Origin of the sequence: Thioalkalivibrio sp. ALJ3 (assembly GCF_000377205.1) — a bacterium.
Taxonomy (GTDB): Bacteria; Pseudomonadota; Gammaproteobacteria; order Ectothiorhodospirales; family Ectothiorhodospiraceae; genus Thioalkalivibrio.
This window is the reverse complement of sequence record NZ_KB897906.1, coordinates 317,912-333,145: the sequence shown is the minus strand read 5'-3', so window position 1 is coordinate 333,145 and position 15,234 is coordinate 317,912. Positions and strand designations below refer to the sequence as shown.

General features: G+C 64.0%; 12 protein-coding genes. 10 read left to right on the top strand and 2 right to left on the bottom strand.

The features are described 5' to 3' along the window. The first annotated feature begins 119 nt into the window (after positions 1-119). The 8 genes from C935_RS0105720 (at position 120) to C935_RS0105685 (ending at position 10,673) form a co-directional block, all read left to right on the top strand. A complete protein-coding gene (locus C935_RS0105720) occupies positions 120-899 on the top strand; it encodes a hypothetical protein (protein WP_026278671.1) in 780 nt (259 codons plus the stop codon). Positions 900-1,053: 154 nt separating this feature from the next. Next, a complete protein-coding gene (locus tag C935_RS0105715; RefSeq protein ID WP_018861559.1) occupies positions 1,054-4,536 on the top strand; it encodes a molybdopterin-dependent oxidoreductase in 3,483 nt (1,160 codons plus the stop codon). A 19-nt stretch (positions 4,537-4,555) separates the two neighbouring features. After that, positions 4,556-5,683, top strand: a complete 1,128-nt coding sequence (locus C935_RS0105710) for a 4Fe-4S dicluster domain-containing protein (protein WP_018861558.1) — start codon at positions 4,556-4,558, stop codon at positions 5,681-5,683. A gap of 14 nt (positions 5,684-5,697) precedes the next feature. Beyond that, on the top strand, positions 5,698-6,534 hold the full coding sequence (locus tag C935_RS0105705; protein ID WP_018861557.1) for an ethylbenzene dehydrogenase-related protein: 837 nt from the start codon (positions 5,698-5,700) through the stop codon (positions 6,532-6,534). Positions 6,535-6,727: 193 nt separating this feature from the next. Continuing rightward, on the top strand, positions 6,728-7,324 hold the full coding sequence (locus C935_RS0105700) for a molecular chaperone TorD family protein (protein ID WP_231367703.1): 597 nt from the start codon (positions 6,728-6,730) through the stop codon (positions 7,322-7,324). A 253-nt stretch (positions 7,325-7,577) separates the two neighbouring features. After that, positions 7,578-8,147, top strand: a complete 570-nt coding sequence (locus C935_RS0105695) for a CBS domain-containing protein (protein ID WP_018861555.1) — start codon at positions 7,578-7,580, stop codon at positions 8,145-8,147. Beyond that, the gene (locus C935_RS0105690; RefSeq protein WP_018861554.1) at positions 8,131-9,630 is read left to right on the top strand and encodes an SLC13 family permease; all 1,500 of its coding nucleotides are present in this window, start codon (positions 8,131-8,133) and stop codon (positions 9,628-9,630) included. The genes C935_RS0105695 and C935_RS0105690 overlap by 17 nt, the downstream gene beginning before the upstream one ends. Before the next feature lie 128 nt (positions 9,631-9,758). Then, the gene (locus C935_RS0105685) at positions 9,759-10,673 is read left to right on the top strand and encodes a sulfite exporter TauE/SafE family protein (RefSeq protein WP_018861553.1); all 915 of its coding nucleotides are present in this window, start codon (positions 9,759-9,761) and stop codon (positions 10,671-10,673) included. Positions 10,674-10,809: 136 nt separating this feature from the next. Here C935_RS0105685 and C935_RS0105680 read toward each other — a convergent pair whose 3' ends face one another. Together C935_RS0105680 and C935_RS0105675 are read right to left on the bottom strand one after the other, a co-directional pair. After that, complete coding sequence (locus C935_RS0105680; RefSeq protein ID WP_018861552.1) at positions 10,810-11,478, bottom strand: c-type cytochrome; 669 nt, start codon at positions 11,476-11,478, stop codon at positions 10,810-10,812. A 126-nt stretch (positions 11,479-11,604) separates the two neighbouring features. Beyond that, positions 11,605-12,150 (bottom strand): HIT family protein, encoded by a 546-nt coding sequence (locus C935_RS0105675; RefSeq protein WP_018861551.1) that lies wholly within the window; start codon positions 12,148-12,150, stop codon positions 11,605-11,607. Positions 12,151-12,650: 500 nt separating this feature from the next. Here C935_RS0105675 and C935_RS0105670 point away from each other — a divergent pair, with 500 nt between their 5' ends. Continuing rightward, a complete protein-coding gene (locus C935_RS0105670) occupies positions 12,651-14,708 on the top strand; it encodes a sodium-translocating pyrophosphatase (protein WP_018861550.1) in 2,058 nt (685 codons plus the stop codon). A gap of 333 nt (positions 14,709-15,041) precedes the next feature. Beyond that, positions 15,042-15,230, top strand: coding sequence for a hypothetical protein (locus C935_RS0105665; protein WP_026278670.1), 189 nt, complete (start codon positions 15,042-15,044; stop codon positions 15,228-15,230). Positions 15,231-15,234 lie beyond the last annotated feature (4 nt).

Below are 15,234 nucleotides of genomic sequence, written 5' to 3'. Positions count from 1 at the left end.
GATAGCCGCTGTGCGGAGTTTCCGCACCTATATGCGGGTGTGACGGTGTCTTCGGGATCAGGTGGGCCACTGTGGGCTTCGGGCGCGGCGGTGCGTACAGAGGCTTCGGTTTGACCCCAATGCAGTTACGCGTTGATGGTGCAGCCATGAAGAGCTGGGCGGACGGTCGACAACAAGAGGGTGGGCTGCAGCAGCGGCGGAGTCCTGGCGAGTCGTGGGCTGCAACCCGCCGCAATACGCCGGGCCCCGTCCTGCGGCTCAATGTGGGCATCGTCGTCGGGTTGATTGTGGCCAGTGGCTGCACGCAGTCGGAGCAGGACGAGCCATCGCCGGGGGCACCAGGGCACGAAGAGGCCGCGATGATGGCTCCCCTCGAGATCGGCGATGACCACATTCGGGCCAGCAATGGCACCAAACTGCTCCGCATCGAGGATCTGCCCGGCGACATCCAGGTAGACGAGCAGACTGCCTTCGGTGCGGCCGACCGATTCCGGGAGGCCGAGGCGTCCCCGGACGAAGCCTGGTTGGCGGTGACTACCAGCGGTGCGGCCCATGGTGCGGGCTGGCTGGTGCAGACGGACAGCGGCCAGGCGAGTCCGGCGGCGTTTCAGTATGGGGGAAGCGTCACGGTCGGGCCCTGGAGTGAGGATGGACGCTATGCGGTGTTCGTGCAGGAAGGGCCTGCTGGTGACCGCACTCTGACGGTGGTGGACCGTGAATCGCCGAGCGACTCGATGGACGCAAGCGCGTACCCGGTACGGGCCCCCGTGCACGACGATCTCAGCCCGGAGCAACGACAGTACGACGCGACTGGTTGGGCCGAAGGAAAGCTGCTGTTCCGCTTGGGGGACAAGCAGTGGGCGTTTGATCCAGAGGCAATGGCTGTTATGGCGAAATAGGGGCACGGTTGCCCTGCCCATCCAGCACTTTCGACACTGTCGTTCCATCCTTACGGAGAGTTGATGCTTTATTTGATATGAATCAATAAAAGCTGCGTGATCGAGGAGGATCGTGGTTCTCACCAGGCTCGGACTTAGGACCGGAGGTGAGACCATGGCAGACATCCCCTTCTCTCGTCGGCGCTTTCTGCAACTGGCCGGTTTGGCCGGCTTCGGTGCCGCCACTTACCCGGGTGCGCTGCTGGCGCAGTTCCGGTTCCTCTCGCCGGTCAGCGTCGAGAACCCGCTTGCCGATTATCCGGATCGCGACTGGGAGCAGATGTACCGGGATCTGTATCGGACCGACGGCTCCTTTGTCTTCACCTGCGCGCCTAACGATACCCACAACTGTCTGCTCCGGGCCTATTACAAGAACAAGGTCCTGGTGCGGATCGAGCCGACCTATGGCTACGGAAAGGCCACGGACCTGTACGGCAACCAGGCCTCCCACCGCTGGGATCCCCGCTGCTGCCAGAAGGGCCTGGTGCTGACCCGGCGCCTGTACGGCGACCGGCGGGTGAAGGGCGCCTTCCTGCGCAAGGGCTTCAAGGACTGGGTGGACCGTGGCTTTCCGCGTGATGCGGCGACCGGGAAACCGCCCGGCGAGTTGCTGAACCGGGGATGGGACGGCTGGATCAAGGTCGACTTCGAGGAGGCGGCCCAGTATCACGCGAAGGCGCTGAAGAACATCGCGGAAACCTACTCCGGGGACCAGGGCCGCCGGTATCTGGAGGCCCAGGGATACGAGTCCTCAATGATCGATGCGATGGAGGGCGCCGGCACCCGGACCATGAAGTACCGGGGTGGCATGGCCAAGCTTGGCGCTACCCGCATTCTGGGTAACTTCCGGATGGGCAATTCCATGGCGCTGCTGGACCACCACGTCCGCGGCGTGGACCCCGACGAGGCCAAGGGCAGCGGTGCCTGGGACTCGTACTCCTGGCATACCGACCTGCCCCCGGGGCACACCATGGTGTGCGGCGATCAGACCAACGATTTCGAGTTTCATGACTGCGAGAACGCCGAGGTGGTCATCGCCTGGGGCATGAACTGGATCTGCACCAAGATGCCCGACAGCCACTGGCTGACCGAGGCGCGGCTGAAGGGGGCCAAGACCATCGGCGTTACCGTCGAGTATTCGGCCACCGCCAACAAGTGCGATGACGTGATCGTGATCCGTCCCGGCACCGATCCGGCCCTGGCGCTGGGTGCGGCCGGCGTGATCATGCGGGAGGGCCGTTATGACGAGTCCTTCGTCAAGCGGTACACCGATCTTCCGGCGCTCGTCAGGATGGACACCCTGGAGCGTCTGAAGGCCACCGATGTGTTCCCCGACCATCAGGACGCGGAGCCCGACAACTGGACCCATGTGCTGGCGGAAGGGGAAGAGGCCCCGCTCACCCACCAGCAGGAAGGCCGCTACATCCCGGCGCACCTGAAAGGTGATTTCGCGGACTACGTGGTCTGGGATCGGAACGAGGACAAGCCGGCCGCCGTGGCCACCGACCAGGTGGGCGATCACTTCGAGAAGCTGGGGGTGGATCCGGCCCTGGAGGGCGAGTTCGAGGTGCCGCTGGCCAACGGCGAGACCGTCAAGGTGCGCCCGGTCTTCGACCTGACCCGGCAGTACATCGACGAGAACCTCCAGCCCGAGCAGGTCAGCAAGATTACCTGGGCACCCGCCGAGGCCGTGACCCGGCTGGCCAAAGACGTTGCCGAACACTCGGGCAAGACGCTGATTGCCTGCGGCATGGGCCCGAACCAGTTCTGGAACAACGACAACAAGGACCGCGCGATCTTCATGCTGCTGGCGCTGACCGGCAGTGTGGGTCGCCACGGGGGCAATATCGGCAGCTACGCGGGCAACTACCGCGTGACACTGTTCTCCGGGGCCGGTGAGTGGACCTCCGAGGACCCGTTCGACATCCAGCTGGACCCGAACGGGGAGGTGAAGCGGCGTTCCACCATCCGTTACGAGTCCATGCACTACTGGTCGAACGGCGAACGGATCATGCAGGCCGGGGACAAGGTCATCACCACCGGCAATCATGTGCCCACCCCGACCAAGGCGATCTGGCAAGCGAACTCCAACTCCAGCCTGGGCAACACCAAGGGCCACTACGACGTGGTCAACAACACGCTGCCCAACACGGAACTGGTGGTCTACAACGACTGGTGGTGGACCGGGTCCTGCGAGTACAGCGACATCGTCTACGGAGTGGACTCCTGGATGGAGTTCAAGTACCCGGACATGACCGCCTCGAACACCAATCCGTTCCTCCAGGTGTTCCCCTCCACTCCGCTGCGACGGACCTACGGCACCGTCCACGACATGGAAACCTATCTCCTGGTTTCCCGGGCCCTGGCCGAGGAGACGGGGGACCAGCGGTTCGAGGATTACTGGAAGTTCGTCGCCGACAACCGGGTGGACATCTACCTGCAGCGGATCCTGGATTACTCGGCGGCCACGCGCGGCTACCGGTTCGAGACCATTAACGGGCTCGCCCGTCGGGGCGTACCCGCCCTGATGAATACCCGGACCTACCCGCGGATCTTCAGTTACGAGCAGGTACACGAGTCCAAGCCCTGGTACACCAAGACCGGGCGGCTGGAGTTCTACCGTCCGGAGCAGGAGTTCATCGAGGCCGGCGAGAATATGGTCGTCTATCGCGAGCCCTCGGACTCCACCTTCCACGAGCCCTGCGTGATCCTGGCCAAGGACCATCCGGCGATCCGCCCCAAAGTGCCGGAGGACTGGGGCATGGACCCGGACGACCTGGGCCACCAGCCCCGCCAGATGCGAAACGTGGTACGCACCGGGGAAGAGATCCTGGAAAGCACGCACCCGCTGCTGGGGGACGGCTACCGCTACATCTTCCATACGCCGAAGTACCGGCATGGCGCCCACACGACTCCGATCGACACCGACTACATGATGGTGCTGTTCGGGCCCTTCGGCGATATCTACCGGCGCGACAAGCGGATGCCCGGCTCCAGCGAACTGTATGTGGACATCCACCCCGACGACGCCCGCGAGCTGGGCGTCGAGGACGGGGACTATGTCTGGATCGACGGGGATCCCAAGGAGCTGCCGTTCCGCGGCTGGCAGGAAGAGGGCAAGGAGGAGGCCTACAAGGTGGCCCGCCTCATGGCCCGGGCGCGGTACTACCCCGGCACGCCGCCGGGGGTCACACGGATGTGGTTCAACGGCTACATGGCTACCCCGGGCTCGGTGAAGGGGCACGAGGAACGGGAGGACGGTCTCGCCAAGAACCCCGAGACCAACTACCAGTCCATGTTCCGCTACGGCGGACACCAGAGCTTGACCCGCTCCTGGCTCAAGCCCACCCATCAGACCAACAGTCTGGTCTGGAGGAGCCTGTTCAGCCATGTCCAGGGCCGCGGTTTCGCCGCGGATGTCCACTGCGTGACGGGTGCCCCCCGCGAGGCCATGGCGAAGATCACCAAGGCCGAACCGGGCGGCATCGGGGGCGAGGGCGCCTGGCGCCCCGTCACCCTGGGGCTGCGGCCCACGTCTGAAAGCGACGCCATGAAACGCTATCTCGCGGGCGACTTCATCCGCGATACCGACGAATAACGGCTCAAGGAGACTCGCCATGTCCCGCGTCTACAACTGGCAACTCGGTCGCGAGATGGACTACCCCTTCGAGGGGGTCCGGCCCGAGAAACAATTCGCCATGATCTTCGATACCAACAAGTGCATCGCCTGCCAGACCTGCACGGTCGCCTGCAAGACGACCTGGACCTCGGGGCGTGGCCAGGAGCAGATGCTCTGGAACAACGTCGAAACCAAGCCCTACGGCTACTACCCGCTGGGCTGGGATGTGAACATCCTGGACAAGCACGGCGTGCAGGAGATGGATGGCCCCGAATACCAGGGCAGGACCCTGTTCGAGGCGGCCCCGGATGGCGAGATCGTCCTGGGCTATACACCCGATGACGAGGACTGGGCCTATCCCAACATCGGGGAAGACGACTGCACCGGATCCATGGAGCAGGGGGCGCTGCTGACCATGCCGCACATGCAGTGGATGTACTACCTGCCCCGCATCTGCAATCACTGCACCTATCCCGCCTGCCTGTCCGCCTGCCCCCGGCAGTCCATCTACAAGCGGCCGGAAGACGGGATCGTTCTCCTGGACCAGCAGCGCTGCCGGGGTTACCGGGAATGCGTCAAGGGATGTCCCTACAAGAAGGTGATGTTCAACCCGGTTACGCGTGTGTCGGAGAAGTGCATCGGCTGCTACCCGGCCATCGAGAACAACCGGCAGACCCAGTGCACGATCACCTGCATCGGCAAGATCCGGCTCCAGGGCTTCATCTCCCGGCCCGACGAGATCCGCGAGGACAACCCCATGGATTACCTGATCCATGGGGCCAAGATCGGCAAGCCGCTCTACCCCCAGTTTGGCCTGGAGCCGAACACCTTCTATATCCCGCCGATCCATGTCCCGCCGCAGTACCTGCGGCAGATGTTCGGCTGGGGCGTGGAGGACGCCATCGACACCTACAAGCGTGCGAGTGAGGACCCCCAGCTGCTGGGTGCGATGCTCCTGTTCGGCGCCACCCCCGAGATCATTCACCACTTCAAGGTCGAGGGAAGGAACGTGATCGGCTACGACGCCAAACGCGCCGAGGTGGTGCGGGTACCGATGCGCGAGCCCATCTACATGCGGGTCGAGTACGACTCGGATCTCGACGTGCACCGGACCAATGTGACCTGACAGGAGGGCCAGCCATGAACAAGACCGCATTGCACTGCAGCCTGGCCACCCTGGTGGTGGCCATGGTCGTGGCACCCATGGCCGCGGCCGATACCCTGCGCGCAGTCCCGGTGGATGCCACCGGGCCCTTCAACGATCCGGAGGCGGCGTTCTGGGAAGAGGCGCCCACTGTGACGGTACGCCTGAACCCCCAGCAGGTCACGCGGCCTCATCACGCCGATATCGCGGTGACCGAGCTGACGGTCAGGGCCGTCAACAACGGGACCTGGCTCGGGATCCTGATCGAATGGGAGGACGACACCCGCGATGACTGGTTCCTGACGGACGCCTTTGGCGACCAGGTGGCGGTCCAGTTTCCCGTGGAGGGACCCGCCAGCCCGATGATGGGCAATCCTGGGGGCAAGGTGAACATCCTCCAGTGGCGGGCCGCGTTTCAGCGCGATCTGGTCGATGGAGAGCCGGACATAAGGGATCTCTATCCCTATGCCCTGGTCGACGTTTATCCGGACGAGGTGCTGAGAGTCACCGACGCCCGGGCCTTTGCCGGGGCCATGGGTGTGGATAATCCGGTGGCCCGACCATTCGAAAGCCCCGTGCTGGAACAGATGGCGGAGGGATGGGGCAGCCTCACCGTCAAACCCATGCAGCATGCCGACGGCTGGGGTGTCTGGGAGGACGGGACCTGGCGCGTTGCGATCACACGGCCCGCCAACCAAGTGATGCCCGGCGATCCCGATCTCTCCCCGGGAACCGATACCCTTGCAGCCTTCGCTGTCTGGGACGGGGGAAACCGCGAAGTGGGTGGCCGCAAGTCCTGGTCCAGCTGGATCGACCTCAAGGTCGAGGAGTGAGCACATGTGCAGCGCGCAAAACCAATCACCGGAGCCCCAGATCTCTGATCTCCTCGCGCGGGCCTACCGATTTCGGATTCTGGGCACCTGTTTTGCCTATCCAGGACTCGGGGACGGCGCGAGGATCCACCAGGCACTGGAAGCGGCCGTTACTCCCCAGATCCTCGCCGTGCTTCCATCGGGATCCTCGGTGGTGGAAGTCTGGGCAGCAGCCGACGACGAAACCCTTAGGGCGGAGTACACGCGCCTGTTCATGGGCCGGACGGCCTGTTCCCTACACTCGGCCACTTATGCTGGCAGTACCCAGCTCGCCGGGCCGGGTCCGCTGCTGGCGGATATCAGCGGCTTCTACCAGGCCTTTGGCCTCGACACGTCGGATGAGGACGCCGAGCGACCCGATCACCTGGCCGTTCAGCTGGGGTTCTACGGGATCCTGCTGGTCAAGGAGGCCTACGCCATTTCCGAGGGGTGGGACGAACACGCGGAGGTAACCCATGAAGCCGTGGTCCGATTCCTGACGGACCATCTGGGAGGGTGGCAGGGCGTCTTGCTGCCGCTGCTGCGGGAGCAGAATGCCGCCTCCCCCTATCCGGAGACCGCGGCATGGCTGGACGAGGCACTCGCCGACGAGTGCGCCCGCCTCAATGTGGACCCAACGCCCTTCAAGTGCCCGCTCGAAGACCCCCTCCAGGCCGACGAGTTCATCTGTCCGCACGGTACGGGCGGAAGCGCCAGGGCACCCGCCGAGCAGCCGGTTCACTTCCAGCACCGGGAGGGCGCTCAGCACTGAGCGTGCACCATACGGGTCAAGGCAACAGTGGGCCTGGACACACGACAGCGATTTCACGCCAGGCTGCGGGTCAGTGTGGGGCACTACGCCACGTGCTGACCGCCAAGAATTGCCGGGCCATCCCTGGCCTGTTGCCCTTCTGCTGGCTGCATTCTTGTCTACGGTCTATTGTTGAACAGAGTGTGTTGAGCCGGCAGGCGGGTGCGCCGATCGCCCGGATTCCGTGGAAACGCGTTTCTGAAAGGGGCAGGGGATGGCCGATCCGAACCGACTTCTGATCGGGGAGTTTATGATTCCCCTCGAGCTCTATCCACACCTGCCTTCCACCGCGACCATACAAGATGCACTGACGGCCCTGGGGCACCAGCCCTGCAAGGATGGGACTCCCTATTTTCGCCACCTTCTGGTCCTGAAGGAGGATGGCGGCCTGGAAGGGATCCTGTCGATTCACACGCTGCTCAAAGCGATCGAGCCCTCGCTGCTCAAGCGGGAAGCCCGTGGTGCCGCCCAGGGGTACTGGGGTCGGGCCGATTCCGGCGAGAACGTGGCCATGCAGGTTTTCTGGGAGCGGTTGCTGGCGGACAAGCTGGAGACAAGGCTCGACCTGGCTTCGCACACCGCGGGCGATCTGGCGGAACCAGTGAGGAAAGTGCTCTCCCGTGACGACATGCTGGCGCACGGGCTTGAGGAAATGGTCGCGTGCGGTGCCTTCGTGCTTCCGGTCGTCAAGGAGGACAAGGTGGTCGGGGCGTTGCGACTGGCCGATATCTTCGACCTGGTCGTCAAGCACGTACTGGGAGAAGTCCATGAGCGAGGAGCCTAGATCGGAGTCGAAAGACGACCCGGGAGACAGCGCAGCACCGAACACGCTGGACTGGCGGCGCTGGTTGATCCTGGCCGCCGGACTGGCGGTCTTCTTCCTGTTCTGGTTCATGGACGCTCCGGCCCCGGCGGTCGACCCGGCCGGCGAGGAATTCCCGCTGAGCGACGCCGGCAAGGCCGCACTGGGGCTGTTCCTGCTGGCGGCCATCTGGTGGGTGTTCACCCCCATACCGATCGGCGTTACCGCGATTGCGATCGGTGTCTTCCAGGCCCTGTTCCTGATCCGCCCGCCCGAAGTGGCATTCGGGAATTTCATGGATCCGGCCGTGTGGTTCATCTTCGCCTCGCTGGTGATTGGCATTGCGTTCACCAAGTCGGGGCTCACCCAACGGCTTGCCTATCGCATGCTGATGTTGGTCGGGGAACGCACCAGTACCATCTACCTGGGCACGTTCCTGGTGACGGTCGCGCTCACCCTGGTCATGGCCCACACCGCGGTGGCGGCGACCATCTTCCCGGTGCTGCTGGCGATCTATTCACTGTATGACGCGGGGGATCGCCCGACACGCTTCGGCAAGGGCCTGTTCATCGGGATGGCCTTCGCGGCGGGGGCTGGCTCGATCATCACGCTGCTGGGTTCGGCGCGCGGGATCGTGGGGGTCTCCTTTGCGCGGGACGTGGCCGATATCGACGTTGGCTTTTTCGAGGTCACCTATTATCTGGCGCCGGTCGGGCTGCTGATGACGGTACTCATCTGGTGGATGATGCTGATCTTCTTCCCCCCGGAGAAAAAGCGCATTGAAGGTCTAACCGAAGTGGCCGAGCGCCGCTACCAGGAACTGGGGTCGATGAAGCGGGACGAGTGGCTCACGATACTCATCGTTCTGGGCGCCGTGCTGGTACTGGCGTTGCAGGCCATGGTCCCGGCGCTCGAGCCCGTCTCCCGCCCGGCAATCCTGCTGGTGACGACGTTGTTGTTCTTCGCGCTGGGCGTGCTCACGCTGAAGGAACTCGAGGAGATCCCCTGGAACATCATCCTGCTGTTCGGCGGTGCGATGAGTATCGGGTTCTGCCTGTGGCAGACCGGGGCCGCCGAATGGCTGGCGATCACCTGGCTCGGTATGTTCGAGGGCGCCCACTGGCTGCTGTTCGTCCTGGGGCTGGGCCTGTTCTTCGTGGTGATGACCAACGTCATCATGAATGTGGCTGCCATTGCCATCGTGCTGCCGGTCGCGCTGGTCATGGCCGGCTACATGGGCGTGAGTCCGCATGTTGTGCTGTTCGTGGCGCTGGTCGCCACTGGCATGCCCTTCCTGTTCCTGGTGGGTGCCGCACCCAATGCCATCGCCTACCAGTCCGGTCAGTTTTCCACCTGGGAATTCTTCCGTACCGGCGTTCCCGCCAGCATTGTGCTTACGGTTGTGATTGCCTTCTCGGTGCTGGTGATCTGGCCGCTTCTGGGTATGCCCATCCTTACGGGCTGAGCGGGTCGGAGCCGGCGGCGGTGGATCCCGGCTGGGCATGATGGCAGAGCATCGCGACGGGCATGACAGGGCGCCAGCAGGGGTTCGTGTCCCCTCGCTGAATCTGTGTCAGAACGAGGGGGCTCGCCTTGGAATTCCTCCAATACGAGTTTGCACGATCGGGCGTGGAAACGAGCCTGTGGCTGCCACCGCTGATCGCCTTTCTCATCTCGCTGGTGACGGCCATGGTGGGTGTCTCCGGGGCATTCCTGCTGTTGCCGTTTCAGATGAGTGTGCTGAACTACACGGCCCCATCGGTGAGCGCGACCAACCTGGTCTTCAATGTTGTTGCCATACCCTCGGGTGTCTACCGCTTTTTCCGCGAAGGGCGAATGCTGTGGTCGCTCAACTGGGTGATCGTCGCGGGAACCCTGCCCGGTGTAGGAGTTGGCTATTACGTACGGGTCTATCACCTGTATGAGCCGGCCCTGTTCAAGGTCTTCGTCGGCATGGTGCTCATGTATCTCGCCTTGCGCTTGCTGACCGATCTCGCGCCCTGGCGGGGAAAAGCCCGCTGGGGGACATCGGGAATGGCGACGGGCTCAGTCGCACGTACACGGACGGTGGACCCCTTCAGGGTTACCTTCACCTTCGGGGGAGACACGCACTCGTTCAGCCTTCCGGCGATGGCGCTGCTGGCCTTCGCCGTCGGTATCATCGGCGGCATCTACGGGATCGGCGGCGGTGCACTCATTGCACCGTTTTGCGTCGCCATCTTCCGCTTGCCGGTTTACACGGTGGCAGGTGCGGCATTGGCGGCCACCTTCATCACGTCCATCGCGGGTATCTTGATGTACAGCCTGTTGCCCGCGCCACCCGGCGTCGCTACGCGGCCGGACTGGGAGCTGGGTGTGCTGTTTGGTATCGGTGGCGCCTTGGGCATGTATGTCGGCGCGCGGCTACAGCGCTACGTGCCTCACGCGGCGCTGACGCTGCTGCTGGGGGTCGTGATTCTGGTGCTGGCGATCCATTACCTGTCGGCACTGATAACCTCGGTAGAGTAGGCAGGCCGCTTGAGCGGTAGATCGCGCCTCCGCTGACTGGGGTCTATCACGGTCCGACCGCAATGTCTGAGCCAGCCACGAGGGCGGTGGGACCGGATTAGGGCCGGCTGAATGGACCGGGCCCGGCGAGCCCCGGTTATTCTTCGCTGGCCGGCAGGGAGGCGTAATAGGCCGCCAGGGCCGCCATTTCTTCTTCTTCCAGCTCGCTGGCAATACCCTCCATCAGTCCGGCGAGCGAGGTTTCGCGCGCGCCGTGGGCATATGCCTGGAGCTGTGCCATCAGGTACTGGGGGGGATGGCCGGCCAGTGGCGGCAGGCTGGGATTGCGCTCGCGCCCCTCTTCGCCGTGGCAGGAGGCGCAGGACTGAATGTTGCGTTCTGGCAGCCCATCGAGGGCGATCTCACGCCCTTTGTTGACGAGATTGTCCGGCACGTCGTGCGGGCCGCCTGCCGGTTCCATTTCGGCGTAATAGCGGCTGATTGCTTCGATCTCGTCGTCGTCCAGATTCTGCGCGATCTGCGCCATGGTGGCGTTCGGTCGCAGGCCTTCCCGATAGGCCTCCATCTGCTCGATCAGATATTCCCTTGGCAGTCCCGCCAGGCGCGGGAATGGGGGCTGCGACTGGCCCTGACCCTGTTCGCCATGGCACTGGATGCAGGCGGTCGCACCGCGCTCGTTGCCTTCATGGGCGAGGCGTGCGCCGGGGTCTTCTTCAGCGCTGGCCGCACTCCCCAGAAGCCACAGGGAGGCGATCAGGAGCAGTAACCGGAAAGCGTTTTGGCAGGGGATGTGTGCAGCCGTCATCGGAACCCCCGGTGGCAAGGTGGTTCTTCGTATTGTAGCGGGATGGGGCCTCTGCGTGAGCGGGGTAGTCTGGAATGCCGGATGCCAAGTTTGGTGCGCCGGCCTTTGCCACTTGGGTCGGTGGGGCTATTGGGATCCCACACGGTCGGTGTGAACGCGGGCGTGCGGCGGCCTGTGGTAGTTGGCGCGGTCCGGGATGACGTTGCGGATGCCGCCTCGCGGGTCTTCGACGTCGCCCTCGTAGCGGGGGAGAACGATCACGTGCAGGTGATCGATGCTACGCCCCGCCATACGGCCGTCGTTGTTGCCGACCGTGTAGGCATCGGGCTGATTGCCTAGAAAGGGGAGTTCCAGTACGCCTTCGATGTGGTCTTTCGGGCGCTCCCGCAGATCCTCGCGAACCAGCATGCTGCGGTAGAGTTTGGTCAGGTCGGTATTTTCGATCACCTGCCGGACGCCATAAATCGCGTCGAAGTAGTCCGACTGTTCTTTTTCATCGAGTTCGAACAGGGACACGACGTGGCGTCGCGGGATCACGAGCGCATGCCCCGGGTTGACCGGGTTCGTGTCGAACAGGGCGACGAAGGAGTCGTTCTCGTAGATCAGCGGGTCGGCCAGTCTGGCCGCTACTCGGCAGAAATAACAATCCTTGTCGGTTGTGGCACTGGTCATCGAGATGCCTGGCGGTGTTCGGTTTGTTTCATGGCTTAAGCCAACGATCTTACTGGATTTTTGCGTGTTCGTGGTGGGCAGCCGCGCGCAACCTGCTTGACGGACCGCCCGGTTCCTGGCCATTCACGCGCGAGAGGTCTGGCAACTGAAGCGCCATGGACCATGCCTGTACCTCTGCGCCTGATGAACGCCGCGCTTGACGCCCCGCATGGCACCACGTAAGTTCCCCAGCATTGCAAGGGGTTTTTGCGGTCTGTCCTGCGACGTTTTTCCGATCAGACCCACCATCCCCCGATACGTTTGTCGAGGTAGTACGTACGCCCCGCATCAGCGGTGGCCGCGCGCCTTGACGGTCGCGCGGATGCGCGACCTGGCAGCAGCACAAACCGGATGCCCGGATTCGCGCCGGGCAGTTGCGGCTGTCGGCAGCCTGACTGTCGGCGGTCGCGGGTGCCCGACGCCCGGATTACTTGTGCCACGACGTATCGAAGGGGGAGTCCATGTCCATGCCATTTTTTGGCCTCGTGTTTGCGCTGCTGTGCGGCGTTGCCGCGCTGGCCTATGGTCTGTTTTCCATTCGCTGGGTGCTCTCGCAATCGGAGGGAACCCAGGAAATGCAGCGCATTGCCCGTGCGGTGCAGGAAGGCGCATCGGCCTACATGAAGCGGCAGTACACGACCATTGCGGTGGTCGGCGTGGTGCTGTTCGTCGGGTTGTGGCTGGTCATTGGTGTGGGCTCCGCGGTCGGGTTCCTGATTGGTGCCGTGCTTTCGGGTGCCGCCGGCTTCATTGGCATGCATGTGGCGGTGCGCGCCAATGTGAGAACCGCCGCGGCTGCCAAGTCAGGGCTGGAAGCCGCAATGGATGTGGCCTTCCGCGGGGGTGCGGTTACCGGCCTGCTGGTGGTCGGACTCGGGCTGCTGGGGGTCGCGGGCTACTTCGCGGTGCTCTGGTGGCTCACGCCAGAGGGAGCTGACATTGGGCTTTCGCCGCTGGTCGGTCTGGCGCTGGGCGGCTCCCTGATCTCGATCTTCGCGCGTGTTGGCGGCGGCATCTTCACCAAGGGCGCGGATGTCGGAGCGGATCTGGTGGGCAAGGTCGAGGCGGGTATCCCCGAGGATGATCCCCGCAACCCGGCCGTGATCGCCGACAACGTGGGCGACAACGTCGGTGATTGCGCCGGGATGGCCGCGGACCTGTTCGAGACCTACGCGGTTACCATCATCGCCACGATGATCCTGGGAACGCTGCTGCTGCCCGAGCTGGGGCTGATGGCCGCGGTGTATCCGCTGGTGCTGGGTGGTGGGGCGATCCTCGCTTCGATTATCGGCACCTTTGCAGTCAAGGCACGCGAGGGCTCGGAGATCATCAAGGGGCTCTACAAGGGCCTGATGGTATCCGGCGGGCTGGCCGCGGTGGCATTCCTGCCGATTACGCTGGTGCTGGTGCCGGACAACGCGCTGGCCACCAGCATGGGGATCGAGAGCGGAGCGGCCCTGCGGCTATATGGCGCGGCGCTGGTGGGTCTGGTACTGACCGGTGTGATCATGGTCGCCACCGACTATTACACCTCCACCGTGTTCCGTCCGGTCCGCCATCTGGCGGAGGCCTCGACCACCGGCCACGCGACCAACATCATTGCCGGTCTGGCACTGTCGATGAAGGCTACCGCCGCGCCGGTGCTGGCAGTCTGCGCGGCGATCCTCGTCGCCTATGCCTTCGGGGGCCTGTACGGCATCGCGATTGCCGCCACCACCATGCTGTCGATGACCGGGATCATCGTGGCGATGGATGCGTACGGCCCGATTACCGACAACGCCGGTGGTATCGCGGAAATGGCCGATCTGCCCTCGGAGGTGCGTGAAACCACCGATGCACTGGATGCGGTCGGCAACACGACCAAGGCGGTGACCAAGGGCTATGCGATTGGCTCGGCGGGCCTCGCGGCGCTGGTGCTGTTCGCCGACTACACCCACGAGCTGGTGCGTCACACCGGGGATGGTCACAACTTCGAGCTGAGCAACCCGAATGTGATTGTCGGGCTGTTCATCGGAGGTCTGGTCCCGTTCCTGTTTGCGTCGATGACGATGGAATCGGTCGGCCGCGCGGCCTCGGGGATCGTGAACGAGGTGCGGCGCCAGTTCCGCGAGATCAGCGGGATCATGGAGGGCACCACCAAGCCGGACTACACCCGGGCCGTGGACATGCTCACCAGTGCGGCGATCCGCGAGATGATACTGCCCTCGCTGTTGCCGGTGCTGGTGCCGGTACTGGTGGGTGTGTTCCTTGGTACCGAGGCCCTGGGTGGCCTGCTGATCGGGACGATCGTGACCGGCTTGTTCGTGGCGATCTCCCAGACCGCCGGTGGCGGGGCTTGGGATAACGCGAAGAAGTATATTGAAGACGGGCACCACGGTGGCAAGGGCTCCGAGGCTCACCACGCGGCCGTCACCGGCGACACGGTGGGCGACCCGTACAAGGACACCTCGGGCCCGGCGATCAACCCGCTGATCAAGGTCATCAACATCATGGCGCTGCTGCTGGTGCCCGTCCTCTAGGGAGACGCTGATTTAATCGCACGTCCGCGTTGGTGCCCCCTGTTTTCCGAGACAAGGCGCGTCGTGCAGCGGGTAGTGGTTCTACCCGCAAGCGGCGCAACGCAGGATCGGGGAACAGGGGGCACAAACCCCACAAGCCATTGAAAGCAGGGGCTCGGCCGCTTTTGCGCGGGAACGGCGTTGCGGCTCCTTTGTGCAGAATGACTGCACGGCAGTCACCGCGCCTTGTTCCCACGCAAAAGCGACTCGAGCGCGGACGCGCGATTAAATCAGGGTCTCCCTAGGGCCCAGCGAAACGGAAGGAGAACCGAGATGCCGACAATCCGACTGCAAATGGCTCCGGATCTGGAGCTGAACATGGAGCTGGACGTCGAGGGGGTTGATTGCGACAGCCGCGACTGGGATGTCCAGCAGCACAAGGCCGAGATCTACGCCGAGTTCGAACGCCGGCTGAAGGCGGCGTTTCCCGAAGGCTTCAAGATCCATACCTTCGAGTACGGGCTGGCCTGCAAGCCGCGCTAACGGG